Annotated in this window: 9 protein-coding genes and 8 pseudogenes; 1 reads left to right on the top strand and 16 read right to left on the bottom strand. The window is 57.0% G+C overall.

What is annotated here, in order from left to right:
* Window positions 1-36: 36 nt before the first annotated feature.
* The 16 genes and pseudogenes from JCM13995_RS05315 to JCM13995_RS05245 all read right to left on the bottom strand — a co-directional run bounded on the left by JCM13995_RS05315 (window position 37) and on the right by JCM13995_RS05245 (window position 14,009).
* The gene (locus JCM13995_RS05315; protein ID WP_054663264.1) at window positions 37-909 is read right to left on the bottom strand and encodes an aldo/keto reductase; all 873 of its coding nucleotides are present in this window, start codon (window positions 907-909) and stop codon (window positions 37-39) included.
* Window positions 910-973: 64 nt separating this feature from the next.
* Window positions 974-1,843 (bottom strand): annotated as a pseudogene (locus JCM13995_RS05310) (NAD(P)-dependent oxidoreductase).
* Window positions 1,844-2,476: 633 nt separating this feature from the next.
* Window positions 2,477-2,542: pseudogene (locus tag JCM13995_RS18020) on the bottom strand (hypothetical protein); the annotation flags it as partial.
* 75 nt (window positions 2,543-2,617) lie between these two features.
* Window positions 2,618-2,959, bottom strand: coding sequence for an efflux permease Rv1217c-related protein (locus tag JCM13995_RS15765; protein WP_054663261.1), 342 nt, complete (start codon window positions 2,957-2,959; stop codon window positions 2,618-2,620).
* Window positions 2,956-3,498, bottom strand: a complete 543-nt coding sequence (locus JCM13995_RS15760) for an efflux permease Rv1217c-related protein (RefSeq protein ID WP_225350731.1) — start codon at window positions 3,496-3,498, stop codon at window positions 2,956-2,958. The genes JCM13995_RS15765 and JCM13995_RS15760 overlap by 4 nt, the downstream gene beginning before the upstream one ends.
* On the bottom strand, window positions 3,419-4,234 hold the full coding sequence (locus JCM13995_RS15755; RefSeq protein ID WP_054663256.1) for a hypothetical protein: 816 nt from the start codon (window positions 4,232-4,234) through the stop codon (window positions 3,419-3,421). The genes JCM13995_RS15760 and JCM13995_RS15755 overlap by 80 nt, the downstream gene beginning before the upstream one ends.
* A pseudogene (locus JCM13995_RS05290) lies at window positions 4,224-5,125 on the bottom strand (ABC transporter ATP-binding protein). The gene JCM13995_RS15755 and the pseudogene JCM13995_RS05290 overlap by 11 nt, the downstream one beginning before the upstream one ends.
* 210 nt (window positions 5,126-5,335) lie before the next feature.
* Window positions 5,336-6,336 (bottom strand): annotated as a pseudogene (locus JCM13995_RS05285) (tagatose 1,6-diphosphate aldolase).
* Between the two features lie 45 nt (window positions 6,337-6,381).
* Window positions 6,382-6,762: a PTS sugar transporter subunit IIA gene (locus tag JCM13995_RS05280; RefSeq protein WP_054663254.1), complete on the bottom strand. Its 381-nt coding sequence runs from the start codon at window positions 6,760-6,762 to the stop codon at window positions 6,382-6,384.
* Between the two features lie 90 nt (window positions 6,763-6,852).
* Entirely contained in the window at window positions 6,853-7,674 is an 822-nt protein-coding gene (locus JCM13995_RS05275) for a PTS system mannose/fructose/sorbose family transporter subunit IID (protein WP_054663251.1), read from the bottom strand.
* Between the two features lie 79 nt (window positions 7,675-7,753).
* A pseudogene (locus JCM13995_RS05270) lies at window positions 7,754-8,566 on the bottom strand (PTS mannose/fructose/sorbose/N-acetylgalactosamine transporter subunit IIC); the annotation flags it as partial.
* A 2-nt stretch (window positions 8,567-8,568) separates the two neighbouring features.
* A pseudogene (locus JCM13995_RS05265) lies at window positions 8,569-9,059 on the bottom strand (PTS sugar transporter subunit IIB).
* 3 nt (window positions 9,060-9,062) lie between these two features.
* On the bottom strand, window positions 9,063-10,859 hold the full coding sequence (locus tag JCM13995_RS05260; RefSeq protein ID WP_054663244.1) for a glycoside hydrolase family 35 protein: 1,797 nt from the start codon (window positions 10,857-10,859) through the stop codon (window positions 9,063-9,065).
* 45 nt (window positions 10,860-10,904) lie between these two features.
* A pseudogene (gene nagA, locus JCM13995_RS05255) lies at window positions 10,905-12,065 on the bottom strand (N-acetylglucosamine-6-phosphate deacetylase).
* A gap of 22 nt (window positions 12,066-12,087) precedes the next feature.
* Window positions 12,088-13,268: pseudogene (locus JCM13995_RS05250) on the bottom strand (SIS domain-containing protein).
* 24 nt (window positions 13,269-13,292) lie between these two features.
* A complete protein-coding gene (locus JCM13995_RS05245) occupies window positions 13,293-14,009 on the bottom strand; it encodes a GntR family transcriptional regulator (RefSeq protein ID WP_054663241.1) in 717 nt (238 codons plus the stop codon).
* 569 nt (window positions 14,010-14,578) lie between these two features.
* Between JCM13995_RS05245 and JCM13995_RS05240 the strand changes: the two genes are divergently transcribed.
* Window positions 14,579-15,013 (top strand): MarR family winged helix-turn-helix transcriptional regulator, encoded by a 435-nt coding sequence (locus JCM13995_RS05240; protein ID WP_054663238.1) that lies wholly within the window; start codon window positions 14,579-14,581, stop codon window positions 15,011-15,013.
* Window positions 15,014-15,019 lie beyond the last annotated feature (6 nt).

Below are 15,019 nucleotides of genomic sequence, written 5' to 3'. Positions count from 1 at the left end.
CTTTGTGTCTCAACCTCCAAATTCAAATCAAGCGGTTTAGAAGTTAGTGGTGTCAGGATCAGTGGCGAGCCCGGCCACGCCGCGCATGCCGTCCAGCGTCTTCATGTCCTCATCGCTGAGGGTGAAGTCGAACAACTCGGTGTTCTCCTTGATGCGGGCGTCGTGAACCGACTTGGCCAGCGGCAGGAAGCCGTGCTGCAAAGACCAGCGCAGCAGGACTTGGGCGACGCCCTTGCCGTACTTGGCAGCGACCTTGGCCAGCTCTTCGTTGCCTAACAGTTTGCCGGTGCCAAGCGGGCTGTAGGCCTCGCTCAGAATGTTGTTTTCCGCGTTCATCTTGGTGACCGCCGGCTGCAGATCCGATGGGTTCAGGAAGATCTGGTTGACCATTGGCTCAACGGTCGCATCAGCCTTGATGACGTCTAAATGGGCCTGCCGGAAGTTGGAGATCCCAATCGCGCGGGCCTTGCCATCCTTGTACACTTGCTCCATCCCGCGCCAGGTTTCCTTCAGGCTGTCCGGATAAGAATCACGGAAACTCACCGGGTTCGGCCAGTGGATCAGGTACAGGTCAACATGGTCCAGACCCAGCTTGGTCAGGGACTCATCAATGGCCTTTTGCACCAGGTCAAAGCTGTGGGCATTATTGTTCAGCTTCGTGGTGACAAACAGGTCGTCGCGCTTTAACCCTGCAGCTGCCAGTCCCGCCTTAATGCCTTCGCCAACACTGTCCTCGTTGCGGTACATGGCCGCCGTATCAATGTGCCGATAGCCGTCTTTGATGGCCACCTCCACGCTGTGCTTAGCCACGTCGCCATCCGGCGTCTGCCAGGTCCCAAACCCCACGATTGGGATCTTAACGCCGTTGCTTAAAGTATACGTGTCGCTCATTTTTGAAATTTCTGCCATGATAAACTCCTTTACTGTTTGTGCTGTCAATTACTTCTATTGTACCCTATGGTGAACTCGAGCGTCACTTCTGCCAGCTTGGATAACTGGTGATCAGCCCTTGCGTGCCCAGATCGCCGTGACCTGCATCCAGCAGCGCCTGATACAAGGCCTTGGCCTGCTTGGTGGCGGGCAGATCCAGCCCCATGCGGTCGGCCTCCTCTAAGGCGATGCGCAGGTCCTTGACGAAGTGCTTTACGAAAAAGCCGGGCGTGTAGTCACCGGCCAGGATCCGCGGGCCGTAATTGGCCAGGCTCCAATTGGCGCCACCGCCGCCGCCAACCGTGGCCAGCACTGACTCTAGGTCCAGCCCAGCGGCCTTGGCGTACACCAGCATTTCGGTCAGGCCGGTCATCGTGCCGGCAATCATGATCTGATTGGCCATTTTGGCATGCTGCCCGTTGCCCGCCTGGCCAAAGTAGTGGACGGTTTGACCAATCACTGAAAACAGCGACTGCAGCTGATCATACGCCGACCGGTCGCCGCCAACCATGATCGTCAGCGTCCCTTTTTGCGCGCCGACGTCCCCGCCAGAAACCGGCGCATCCAGGCACGCACGGATTGCTTCGCGGCGGCCTGGGCGATTCGAGCAGCTAAAACGGGCTGGCTAGTGGTCATGTCGACCACCGTACTGCCGGGTTTGGCACCAGCCAGCACCCCATCGGAGCCAAAATAAACCTGCTCGACGTCCCGGGGAAAGCCGACCATCGTAAACGTCACATCGCTCACTGCCGCCACGGCGCGCGGCGAATCCGCCCACTTTGCGTCTGCGTCCAGCACTGCCTGCGCATGCGCCGGCGTGCGGTTATACACAGTCACGACATGGCCGGCGCGCAGGAAATTTTTTAATGATTCCTGTGCCCATAATGCCGGTCCCAATAAATCCGATCTGCATCTGCTCGCCTCCTATTCTTGACACTAACCAGTATAGCGCCGCCCGCCACAAATGAAAAAAAGCAAAGATTAAAACGACTTTCTGCACGTGAGCAGAAAGCCGCAATGGTGCCCTAACCGGATCAGCCTGTAGAAAACCATGTTCTAACACGTCAAGATATTGTTGCACCTCATCGACCAACCACTCTAGGTCCTCGACCTTGGCGTGCGGGTGCGCGTCGAGAAACGGTTGCGCTTGCTGACTGACCAAGGTGATCATCCCCTGAATCAAGCCTTCGACCAAGGCTGGCGACACGCCCTCGCGCAGCGGCATGCGCGCCAGGACCGGACCGGCTAAGTCGGTGCTCGCCATGCTCAGTTCATTTTGAATCAGGGCCTGCAGCTGCGGTTTGACCGTTTCTGGTAGGTCGCTGCCGCCGTACAGTGCCATTCCAAAGCGCATTTCGTCTTGGAACTGCAGCTGCAGCTGAATCTTGTAGCGGAGCGCACGAGTGAGCATCGACTGGAGGTCTGGCGCATTCTGCCAAACGGAAAAATCGGCGACCGCATTCAGCCGGTCGAACACCCAGTGGGCAACGGCCAGATACAGCTTGGCCTTGCTGCCAAAATAGCGAAAGATCAACCCCTTCGAGACCTGCGCCGCTTGGGCAATCACGTCTGTCTTTGCCGCCTGATAGCCCTGGCAGGCGAATTCATGCATCGCGGCCGCCAAGATCCGGTCGACTTTGACCGGATCACGCGGCACCTTTGACTCTTTTTTCAGCATCGCGATCCCTCAATTCATCGTCAAATCACGCCGGCGGTAACCGACATAAGCCAGCCCGAACAAGGCAATCCCCAGCGCGGTCATCCAGGCAAAAGTGGGCCAGGCGACTGCGTGTGTCGGGACCGCGTTGACCCAGCCAAATGGCGACAGCCGCTCTGCCCACTTGGGAAAATCAAGCATGGGACCAAGAAACATGGACAGCACCCCATACACTGGTACGACCCAGATCAGTGCCTGAAGTCGGGGCAGCAATCCCACCAGCAGCGCCGCGATCCCGCAGACCACCAACAGCGCCGGCCAGTAGCCGATAAAACCGCGCATAAACCGAGCCAAGCTGATTGTCGTGGTCATCGAGCGTTGCCGGCCACTGCCATGCCCAAGACGCCAAGCGCCAGGGCCAGGGTGCCCACACTGACCGCCTGAATCGTATGACTGAGAAACAGGCGCAGGCGAGAAACCGGCGCGGCGTGCAGCAGCTCAAGATACCCTTTGCGCTCGTCGGCGTTCAGCCGCAGCAGGATCGAAATTGCCGGCACTGCAGCCACCACCGCGAAAATCACGACCAGCGTATTGGCGAGTCCCAGCACCACGGCGCGGTTGGCCGCATTGACCCCGCTATTACCCAGCAGCTTAGCCATCATGGGATTTGATTTGACCAAGTCGCCGACCGTGCCAAAAATCGACCCATACGCGGCGCCGAGGACAAATAAGCCGATCAACCAAATTATCGTGCTGGTTCGCTCAAGCCGTGCAAGGAGCATCAGCGGCCCTTGCAGGAAGCGTGATGCAGTGCTGCGACCTGCGCGCGGTTCAACCAGGCCGGCCCCAATGTCGCGCGCGTTGGCCAGCCCCACCGCACCAAGCAGCACGCCAGCACTCAGGCCCAGCATCAGCCAAATCGGCGTCCAGACATTCGCGGTGTAAAGTTGCATTTTTTTCGATCCAACCAAAAACGGTCCAGCACGTGAGGTTGGGGTTCTGCACGTCGGTCCCCATCCGCGTCATGTACAGCAGGCCCAACCACACATAACTCAGCATCGTCGCCGCGCGCGCGGAGCTAACCATCTGCGCAAATAGCAGTGAAAAGGTGCCGAACATGAACCCAAACGCGGCCAGCCCCAGCCCAAACAGCCAGCTGCCTAAAGCATTGGCACCAGGCATACTGGCCGCCTGCAGACCCAGGGCCTCCAGGATACCAGCCACGGCATTGATCAGTACCAATTCAACAATGGCGGCCAGCAGTGGACTCTGTCTGCCGACTGCATGGGCCAAGATCAACTCAGTGGTGCCGGTATCCTCCTCAGCCCGCGTGGCGTGGACGGCAAAGTAGATGTTCATCATTGCGGCAAACAGGCCCATGAACACCATCATTTCCGCCCCGTAGATCACCGCCGAAGAAAATGGTGGTGTCGCGGTAAACGGCCCAAGCAGCGACACCATGGCCGGGGTCTTTAAGGTTTTCGCAATTGACGCCATCGCTTTGGGGGTGCCGTAGATGCTCTCGAACTTCGCGGCCGCGCTGGCCATCAAGCCTGCCAGCCCAGCAATCCACAGCCCAATTTTCAGCCAGTCGCGGTGCAGGTCAAGGCGCACCAACGACCAAGTGTTTGCGAACCTACTGCTCATCTTTGCCACCTTCTTGGTTGTAGTAACGCAAGAACAGGTCCTCAAGCGTCGGCGGAGTGGTGGTCAGCTGGGTGATGCCAAGCCGGCTGAGGGTCGTAATTGTCTGACCGATGGCCTCTGCGTCCACCGAAAAAACTGCCTGGGTCGGCGTTTTGGCCTTGAACTGATGCACTGCCGGCAGCGCTTTTAAGCCGGTCAGTGGCTGCTGAGTCGTGACGTGCACTGTGCTGCGACTAAGCTGACGCATCTCGCCAGACTGCCCACCTCAATGATCTCGCCTTGGCGAATGATCGCGATGCGGTCACACATTCGCTCCACTTCGCTGAGAATGTGCGAGGACAGCAAAACACTTTTCCCCGTCTGCTTCAGTGCCAAGACCTCCCGCTGGAAGACCTCCTCCATCAGCGGGTCAAGGCCGCTGGTCGGCTCGTCAAAAATATATAAGTCCGCCTGACTGGAAAACGCCGCGACCAGCGCCACTTTCTGCCGGTTACCTTTCGAGTAAGTCCGGGCCTTCTTGCTCACGTCCAGATCAAAGTCCTTAATCAGCTCGTCGGTGCGGGCCGTGTGCCACTGGCCGTTCAGCCGCAGCAAAAAATCGATTACCTCACCGCCGCTTAGGTTCGGCCACAGATTGACATCCCCAGGCACGTAGCGATGCGCTTGTGGATGCTGACCGCATCGGCCACGCGTCTTGGCCAAAAATGGTTGCCCGGCCAGCAGTTGGGCGCAGAATGCCGAGCAGCGTCCTGATGGTTGTCGACTTGCCGGCACCATTGGCCCAATGAACCCAAACACTTCCCCAGGGTGAATGCTGAATGTGATATCCTTCAGGGCCTGAAACTTTCCGAACTTTTTCTGCAAGTGATCAACGGTCAAAACGTCTGCCATGATCTCGCCTCCCCAATTGATGAGGCAAGTGTACGGCCTGGTGACTGCCCGGTCAATGACTTTCGAGTCACTGACGCGGCGGCGTGATACGTTGCGGCCCAAGGGTTTAGAGCGGAGGCAACACGTCAGTCAACCGCGGTTGCCATTTATCGAAAAACCCCTTGAGCGGCAGTGGCCGTTCAAGGGGGCAAAAATCACGTGAAACTTTGGTTACTCAACGATTGTCACGACGTCGTCCCAAGGCGTCGCAGTGGTGGCCAACACGGCGTTCAAACGATCGATGTTGGCCTTGCCTTCGGTTTGCAGCCATTCTCTACCGGCTGCTTCGCCGCGCGCCGCAAACGGGATGACCCCATCCTTCCAGGTCGCCCGGCCGCACAGCACCCCATTGAAGGTGGAGCCGGCGTCATGTGCAAACTGTAATTCCTTCAAAAACAACTCGTTGGAGACGCCAGCGCTCAGGAAAATAAACGGCAGATCCGTGGCGTCAGCTGCTGCTGATAATAGCTTGCGGCTTCCGCTTGACTGTAAACCGGGTTTTCGCCGTCAGTAAAGCCTTCAACAAACGCCTGGTTAACTGGCACTTCGACTTTAAGCACCGAGACGCGGTAACGGGGATTGCTAAACTCCCGCGTGGTTTCAATCACCTTGTGCGGCTTCACTTTTGCGTATGCCGCATCGGCCACAGAGGTCAAATCCGCGGCGTAAGTGACCAGCTCCAAGAAAAACGGCAAATCGTTGGCCGCGGCTTCCGCCCCAACTCGTTCCACAAAGGCCCGCTTGCGCTCATTGACCGCATCGCCTTCATCGACGTCGTAATAGAGCAGGAACTTGACCGCGTCGCCACCTTCTTCGGCGATGCGCAGCGCGCTTTGGTTGTTGATCAGATCCGGAAAGCGGCCCGGTTCAGTGGCGTCGTAGCCCGTTTTTTTCGTATGAAAGCAGCAGTCCGGCACTGGCCGCGCGGGCTTGGCAGCAGGCAGCCCAAATTCTGGATCAAGCAAGATCGCGCTGGCGTACTTGGTCAGCTCCTCGGACACGACCTCCTTAAAATCACTCAGTGCAGTTTCACTGGCCGCTCCAGCAGCCGCTGCGTTCAGCATTTTCTGCAACGAGCCCCGCTGGTCGATCGCCAAGGCGGCAATGACGTGTTGATCGTTCGACAGCTGCTCCAGATGTTGATATTGACCCTGTGTCAATTTTACCGACATGTTTGTCCCTCCAATATTTCTACCCCAAATGTTCAGTCAGCCGTGCTAGTGCTTCACAATGTCATTGATGTAAACCACACCGGCCTGCCCATCTTTCAGCAGGTCAGGTTCCGCCCCCAGCATCTGGGCATTCAAATAGCTGATCACCATCGGCAGGTTGGCGCCGGCGTACAGGTCAAAGTCGCCGCCTTGCGCCAGCACCGCGGCGGCCACATTGCTCGGCGTCCCGCCCTTCAGATCGGCCAGCACCGTGACTTTTGACTCGCCGGCAATGGCGGCCTCGAACTTGGTGCGAAAATCTTCCGGTCCTTCGTTTGGCTGCAGCCCCACAGTCGCAATGTCATCTTGCGGACCCATGATCATTTCAGCGCTGGCCTTAAGCGCGGCGCTGAAATCCCCATGGCTGATCAAAACCAATTTGCTCATTTTATTGACTCCCTTACCCATTAATTTGCACAACGAAGACGCCAGACACGGCTGGTTCCCGTGCGACAGCGCCTCTTATAGCCAGTTTAACTAACCCTTTGCGATCAGCCCCAGTGCGGAAAGCACCACGGACACGATCAGCACGATGAAAATGGCGCGGGTCGAGGTCATGTGCTTGCGCCCTAGTAGCCAGTAAATCCCGGCAACGATTAGCGCCGGCAGCAGCTTAGGCAAGATCATGTCCAGACTGTTTTGAATGTCCAGCGGGACGGACCCCACGTTAGGCGCCCAGGCAAACTTCACGTTGATCATGGTGGCAACCAAGGCGCCAACCATGAAGACCCCCATGATGGTCGCCGTGTTGGTCAAAGCAGCGAGCCGGTGTGACATGGTGGTCACAAGGGCGACCCCTTCGTTGTAAGCCACCCGCAGCTGCTTCCACCGGAAGACCATGACCGCAACTTGCGCCAGGATCCAGATGAACACGCCGATCGGATTGCCTTTTGTCGCCATGTTAGCCGCAATCGCGCCAAAAATCGCAGGGATCAAGGCTGCGAAAATCGAGTCCCCGATTGAAGCGAACGAACCCATTAACCCGGCTTTCATCCCGGCAACAGTTTCCTCACCCTTGATGCCTTCCTTTTCCTCCACCGCCAGATCGATCCCGGTAATGATGGTGTTAAAGAAGTTCGAGGTGTTGAAGAACTGGGTGTGCGTCTTCATCATTTCTTTCAACTCTGGCGTGCCATCCCCGTAAATCTTGCGCAGCTGCGGCAGGATCGTGTACAGGTAGCCGGAGCCTTGCATCCGTTCGTAGTTCCAACCCAGCTGGAAACCGAACAAACTACGTCGGTTGATCTGACGGAAGTCTTCATCGTTCAGCTTATAAGTCGGCGTCTTAGAGTTCATCATCTTCGATTTCTCCTTTCTCATCCGCGGCAGGCTTCTTGTCGCTGGTGCCAGACCCGCTGCTTCCACTGCCACTGGTCGATGTCGACTGCTGGTAGGCGATCGCAGCAAAAGCAAACCCAATCAGCGCAATGGCGAGCATGGACAGCCCGTTGAAGGACGTCGTAAAGGTCTTCGCCACGCCAGCCATCGCGGTTCCTAAGGTTTGAATGTTGCCGAAGACGGTGGAGAACAGCATTGTCACGGTGAAGCCAAGAATCAGATAAGCAAAATGCTTCTTCACCGGCAGGTAATGCAGCAGGATCGCAAACCCAACGGCCGGCAGTACCGCCCCAGCTGTCGCGAGCCCATCGCCCAGCCACTTCCAGCTCGTGTTCAGCACACGAGCCAGGTTGGCCACAAACCCGCCGCCGAATGCCAAAGCCAGCCCTACTGGAATCATCCGGGACAAAGCCCATGGCAGTGCCCCGGCCAAGAAGTAACGCTCAATGCCTTTGTAGTTATATTCATCCACCATCTTGTCGATCTTGTGGGCGAAGAAGGTGTTGGCGAACCGGGCCAAAATATCCGTTTGAATCATGATGCTGGCCACTGGAACGGCAATGGCTGCGACCGCGGCCGCTGGCTTCATCCCGGAACTGATTGAAAAGGCCGTGGCCAAAATAGTCCCCGAGTTCGCATCAATTCTTGATGCGCCGCCGAACGTGCCCACCCCGAGGACGGTCAGCTGCATCGACGCCCCTATCAGCAGTCCGGCGCGCATATCCCCCATGACCAGCCCGGTCACCAGGCCCGCGAAGACGGGTGAACTCATCGCGGAATAGATTTGCAACTCGTCAAGAATTTGATAGCCTGCGTATAATGTTAAAATTGCAATTTGCCACCATGCGATCATTGTTAGCTCCTCCTATCCTTTTTGAGCAGCGGCATAAAGTCCGCCGCCGCATCTCCCGGCACCATCTGAGCCACCAGGTGCACCCCAAGGGCATCAAGTTGTTCAAAGGTCGCCACATCGGCATCGACGACATTGATCGATTTCGTGATTGAGCGGGTCTGATCCGTTTGCGACATGTTGCCAACGTTGATTTCTTTGATCGGCACCCCGGCCTTCACTAGGGCCAAATAGGTTTCTGGCCGCTTGGCGACAAGAAAGACTTTCTGCGAATCATACCGGTGATCCAGAATTTGCTTGGCGGCGCGTTCAGTATCTAGCACTGACAACCGCACCCCATCAGGCGTTGCCATACGCAGCCACTTTTTTCCACATCACTCTTTGCCGCGTCATCATCGACCACAATGATCCGGGTCGGCCCGAGCTTGGTCGTCCAAAGGTTGGCGACTTGACCGTGGACCAGTCGGCCATCAATCCGTGCTGCAATAATTGCCATGAATTATTCCTCCTTTGTTTTGCTATCCGCTACAAGCGGGTGGTCAACCCACTTCAGACTGTCGGTGAAACGCCCCTCGGTCTCAAATACGATCACCGTGTTTTCGCCTGCATGCAGCAACCCCTTTGGCACATACAGCGAAAACGTTGGGCCCAGATCCCAAAATCTGCCGACATTAAACCCGTTAACCAGCATCACCCCCTTACCAAAGCCGCGACAATCTAGGTACGTGTCTTGCGGTTCATCAAGTGTTACTTGGTACTGATAAAAACTTGGCACACCTGCATGCCACCCTCTGGAAAAATCGAGCTGCGGGGCCCGGTCGAGGTCCAGCGCGTGCTGAACAAATCCTTGAATAAAGTGCAGATCGACCATCACACCGGTGCGCACCCCTTTGTGCTGGGTCGCCGCCCCGAGCTTCGGGCCATAGTTCACCCGCCCCATGTTTTCCAGCAGCACATCCAACTGATGCCGACCGTGCTCGTCAGGCAAAGTCAGTGCATCCCCAATGGCTTCCTGATACTGTGTTCCGAGCCACTTTTCATCAACAAACGCTTGGATGCGGTCGCGCGCGTCAATGATTCGAAGCTTCAAAGCCGCGCCGGTATCGGAGGATTCGAGCACTGGGTGGCTGCGATACAGCGTGTAACCACCCGTTTGCCCTAAGGCCTCCTGCGTTTGCGGATACGGAGCCGCCACTGGCTGGGCCAGCTGGTCAAGAACCGCGAACAGCGAAACCTTGGCGATCAACGGTGCTGTCGCCGGCTTGAGCGTCGGTTTGACTAACGGCTTGGCCTGAGGGAGCGCCGGCAGCACCTCATGGACCATTTGCTGAATGGCGTCGTACTTGGCCGTCGGATTGCCTTGTTCATCAAGCAGCGCGTCATAGTCGTAGGACGTCACCTGTGGTAGATCATGCGCCTGGCGCGCAGACGTGCCGTTCATGAACCCAAAACTGGTCCCGCCGTGGAACATGTAAAGATTCACACTGCCCCGTTCAATGACGGGGCGCAGTGCCGCCGCAGTCTCTTCAGGCGAGCGCCGCACGATTGGCTCACCCCAGCGATTAAACCAGCCGGTCCAAAATTCCATGCACATGAGCGGCCACTTGCGGCCATGCGCGCGGTGAAAGGCTGCCAAGCAATCGAAATTGCGCATGCTCCGGCCGCCAAAGTTACCCGTCGCCAAAATGCCATCATCAATCAGACTGCCGGCGTTCAGCGCGGCTGGCCATGGCCCGTCTGAGGTGACTAGGGGCACGTCCACGCCGTGTTGGCGCATCATTTTGACTAACGCGCGCATGTACGCGTGATCTTCGCCGTATGAGCCGTACTCGTTTTCCACCTGCATCATCAAAACATTGCCACCGTGAGTCACCTGGCAACCAACAAGCTGGGGCATGAGCGCATCATAGTAGCGGTCAACTGCCGCCAAAAATGCAGGATCGTTTTCTCGCAGCCGCATGGGTTGGGTCAGCAGCCAGGCGGGCAGCCCACCAAATTCCCACTCTGCACAAATGTACGGGGAGGGCCGTACGATGGCATACAGCCCAAGTGCCTGGGCGGTCCGCAGAAAGTGCTGGAGGTCCAACCAGCCCGCGAAGTCAAATTGACCCTCATGGGCCTCGTGCAGGTTCCACGGGACAACGGTCTCGACGGTGTTAAACCCCAGCGCCTTCAGGTTGTACAAACTGTGCTGCCAATCACTGGGATGAACGCGAAAATAGTGAATCGCCCCGGACAAGATTTTGAATGGCTGACCGTTGAGCAAAAATTCTTGGTCCACTGTGAAAGTTGTCATCCGCTCAGTTCTCCTTCAGGTGGTCATTTGACCTGTACCGCTCGGTCAGTGGCCCGCCTGGTACACCAACGCGCCATCCAGGTGCGTTTCAAGAAGGTGCAGGTTAGGATCCAAAACCAGATAGTCGGCCGCCCGACCGGGTAAAATACTTCCGCAGCGGTGTTGAATGCCACAGGAGGCCGCTGGCGTTTGCGTCGCCATTTTGACAATGGCCGCAGGGGTGCCTGCGCCCCAGGCAAGCAGATGACTAAGCGCATCTTTAAGCTGCAGCACTGAGCCGGCCAGACTGTCGCCAGCTTTGAGCCGCGCCATGCCGTCCTTGACGTAAACCGCAAACTCTCCCAGCGTGTAATCGCCATCCGGCATCATCCCGGCACGCATGCAATCGGTGATCAAGGCGATGTGTTCCGGCCCCACTAAGCGAATCAGCATCGTGGCGACTTCGGGTCGGACATGATGGCCATCGCAGATCAGCTCGTCAGTCACCCCTTCAAGCGCCATTGCCGTCCCCACCATGCCCGGTGCACGGTGACTCAGCGGACTCATGCCGTTGAACGTGTGGGTGAACACCGTGGCCCCGGCGTCCACACACGCTTTGGCCTGCTCAAATGTCGCATCACTGTGACCCAGTGCCACCACGGTACCGGCCGCCGCAACGGCCTGCGTAAAGGCCACCGCTCCTGGCCGCTCCGGGGCAATCGCAATTTTCTTCACCAAACCCTGCGCGGCTGACTGCCACTCATTAAATTCAGCCACGCTTGGATTCTTAAAGTATTTCGGATTTTGCGCGCCCTTGTGCTCAGTGGTGAAGTAAGGCCCTTCGAAGTAAATGCCTTGGATCTTGGCGCCAGGCTCCTCGCCGGCATGGTCGGCGATTGTGGTGCACACGGCCTTCAGCTGCTCGAATGACCCTGTCAGCGTAGTCGGCAGCCAGCTGGTCACCCCGGCCTCAACCAGGTGTTGGCTCATCGCGGCGATCCCGGACCAGTCGTTATCCATGACGTCGTGGCCGAGCAAGCCGTGAATGTGAGTGTCAACCAGCCTGGCGCGATCCACCGGCCAGACTGCTCGACGATTTTGCCGGTCGGCCGGACGCCTTCCGGGAGGTAGGCCCCAAACTTGCCGGCCGCGGTGACCTCGAGATAACCGCCGGTCTCGACCGCATGCGGCAGAAAAAAACTTGGCGGCATGAACGTACTCACTCATTTTTTTTCACTCCTCTCGAAGCTCAACGCCCTGCTGGGTAGTCGTGCAAAATCACGCCTTTGACGACCCGGTTAACGGTGCCAGTCGGTGAAGGGGTATCAGGCCGATTGCCGACCTTGATCGAGGCCAGCAGCGCCAGCGTCTGCGCGAACATCACATCCGGCAGCGCTTGGTAAGCCTCCGGCATGGTCGCTAAACCGTGTTCAAAATAGAAGCCACTGCCGGCAAAATCCTGTGCTGAATGGGTCCCGACCGCCATGACGACAGGGGCAATGTTGTCGCCTTTGACTTCGGCCAACAGGTCAAGGTCGTATTGTCTGCTGTAAGAATCATTGGCAACAAAGTCGAAAAGCAGCGTCTGCGCGTTCACAAAGCTTTTCGGCCCGTGGCGAAAGCCCATGGAACTGTCAAACATGGTGGCGTACCGCCCTGCCGTAAGCTCAAGGACCTTCAGCTGCGCCTCCCGGGCCAGCCCGCTCAAACTGCCCGTACCCAGGTAAACGATGCGCTCAAAATCCTGGTCGACCAGCGCTTGAATCGTCTGTTCCCGCGCAATCACTTCTCGGCCCATTGCGGCGAGCGTTTCCACCCATTGCCGCTTAGCATCAAGGCTGGCAGTGTCAAAGACCAACAGCGCGGTCAGCAACATGCAGGAGAAACTTCCCGTCATGGCAAACCCCTTGTCATTCGACCGGGCTGGCTGCATCAGCAGCAGTGTCTGCGGCTCGGTTTGCGCCTTGAGGCTAATTGGCCATCCGGCGCACAGGTGATGCTGATTTGATGAAGTGAGCTCACGAGCTGCTCAGCCAGCTCGACTGTCTTCAGGCTTTCCGGCGAATTGCCACTGCGGGCAAACGACACGAGCAGGGTCGGCTCATCTGCGGTCAAGTAGTCGCCAGGCGCTGAGACAATGTTCGTCGTGGCAACCGACTCGAACGTGAAGCGGCTGCGGTCACCGTGCGCCTGCAGGTACGGCGCGACGGTATCCCCGACATACTGTGAGCTGCCGGCCCCAGTAAACAGCACCCGGACCGGCCGGCCGCCGGCTTGGCTGGCAACTGCCGTCAGGAAAGTCGAGACGGTGGCTTGTTCTTTTTCATAATTGGCAAATGCTTCCAGCCACAGATCGGGCTGCTGCTTGATTTCCGCAGTCGTGATCTGGGCTCCCATCTTGGTCAGCGTGTCAGTGGTTTCTTCAAACAAAGTGGTCTCCTCCAGTAAATTGATTTAGTGGTTCGCATGCTGTACGTGATAGACAAACTGGTCAGCGCGCGCGGCGCTCATGGTGTATTCAATGATGTTGCCGGCACTGGTAAAGGCGGTGCGGCGAATCTTCAGGCAAGCCGAATTTGGTGGGACGTCCAGTAATTGCGCGTATTCCGCGGACATCAAGTCGGCGAAAAAGGTTTCATCCACCGTCGCGATGTGAATGCCGTAGTGATGCTCGAGCAGGTCATAAAGAGGGGTGTCCTTTAGCAACGCCTTGCTCAAATTTGGCAGCACAGCGGCGGGCAGGTAGCTTCGCTCAGCCATCATCGGGCGATGATCTGCCATTCGGATGCGATCAAGCACATACACTGCGGCACCGTGGTTAAGGCGCAGGTGATCGGCAACCATGGGCGAGGCAGGCACTTGCTTGAGGCCAACCACTTTACTTTCCGGATTGCGCTTCATTGCCCCCATCTGCTGGGTGAAGCTGAATGCTGCGGCCACGTCGGCACGATCATCCAGCGGTTCGGCAACGAACGTGCCCTTCCCTGGGCTGCGGTAAATGAGCCCCTGCAAGAACAACTGGTTGAGCGCAGCCCGCACCGTATTGCGGCTCATGTGATACTGCTCACTGAGCGCCCGCTCTGAAGGTAGTTTGTCATTGGGACAAAGCTGCTCAGTCACCAGGGTTGCGAGCGTCTTGGTCAGCTTTTCAGATAACGATTCTTTCGCCATTTCATCACCTCCCATTTGTCCTTGTGGTACCTACCACGGACAACCTACGCCCGAAATGGCAGCGTCGTCAAACAGATACACTCGAAATTCATCGTCTTCTTTCAGTTTTTTTAATCTAAATGGGGAAAGCAGGCCAGCATCCCTAAGAAAGCCATTATTTTAGGCAATAAAAAAGTATCAGGTACCTTTTTTTTATCGCCTAAGCATGCCCACTGTTATTCCCCATATTAGTTATTTTATATTTTAAAGGTTCATCTCTGGATTGCGGCCATTTTCCAAGCTGAGCATTCATCACTTTACTAAACGGCTTCGCCTATCAGGCTTTTAAATAACGCCTGTGAAGCGTAAAAGCTTTAGGAAAGCGATTTCTTTGCCGGTTAAATTTGGGCTCTTTTCAGTTAATTTCAGGGTGAGCCACGCCTCGTCCCTACTTCTGGAACACTGAATCGAGCGCAGCACCCACACGCTCGCGGCCGCAACGGCGCGGGTCGGCAAAGCAACACTTGTAAACTTTGCTGAATCTGTTATTCTTAGTATGTTGCCGGCAACCTATCAAAGGAGTCTTTCACTTGCTCATCTTTAACGAATTTCCAGTTGGGGCAGCGACCCTTAATGTAGTCGCCGCGCATCGGGCCAAAACAGAACAGGGACTGCGCAAACTCGGCGTGTACCCGGGCCAGGAAATGCTCCTCATGGCCCTGCTGCAAGACGGCGCCACTTCTAAATCCCAAAGCACGCTAGCCGCACAGCTGGACGTTGATCACTCGACCATTGCGAAATCCGTCCGCCGCATGGCGGCAGCAGGCATCGTCCAAACTGAACGCTCTGCCCAAGACGGTCGGGTCACGCTGGTGACGCTCACGGCTTCCGGCCTAACGCTTGCTAGCCGCGTTAAAACCGTCTGCCAGCATGTGGAACAAGTCTCCACCGCCGCGCTTTCGCCCGCGGAACAAACCACTTACATTCAATTAGCCGCGAAAATGACGGCTGCACTAAAAAAATAAGCCATC

It is taken from the genome of Lacticaseibacillus camelliae DSM 22697 = JCM 13995 (assembly GCF_001311195.1).
GTDB lineage: Bacteria > Bacillota > Bacilli > Lactobacillales > Lactobacillaceae > Lacticaseibacillus > Lacticaseibacillus camelliae.
This window is presented reverse-complemented; position numbering and strand designations above follow the sequence as displayed.

What these genes read in the sequence shown, in the direction of transcription:
- JCM13995_RS05315 (WP_054663264.1), bottom strand. Translation starts at nt 909, where the DNA reads ATGGCAGAAATTTCAAAAATGAGCGACACGTATACTTTAAGCAACGGC.
- JCM13995_RS15765 (WP_054663261.1), bottom strand. Translation starts at nt 2,959, where the DNA reads ATGACCACGACAATCAGCTTGGCTCGGTTTATGCGCGGTTTTATCGGC.
- JCM13995_RS15760 (WP_225350731.1), bottom strand. Translation starts at nt 3,498, where the DNA reads ATGCTGGGCCTGAGTGCTGGCGTGCTGCTTGGTGCGGTGGGGCTGGCC.
- JCM13995_RS15755 (WP_054663256.1), bottom strand. Translation starts at nt 4,234, where the DNA reads ATGAGCAGTAGGTTCGCAAACACTTGGTCGTTGGTGCGCCTTGACCTG.
- JCM13995_RS05280 (WP_054663254.1), bottom strand. Translation starts at nt 6,762, where the DNA reads ATGAGCAAATTGGTTTTGATCAGCCATGGGGATTTCAGCGCCGCGCTT.
- JCM13995_RS05275 (WP_054663251.1), bottom strand. Translation starts at nt 7,674, where the DNA reads ATGATGAACTCTAAGACGCCGACTTATAAGCTGAACGATGAAGACTTC.
- JCM13995_RS05260 (WP_054663244.1), bottom strand. Translation starts at nt 10,859, where the DNA reads ATGACAACTTTCACAGTGGACCAAGAATTTTTGCTCAACGGTCAGCCA.
- JCM13995_RS05245 (WP_054663241.1), bottom strand. Translation starts at nt 14,009, where the DNA reads ATGGCGAAAGAATCGTTATCTGAAAAGCTGACCAAGACGCTCGCAACC.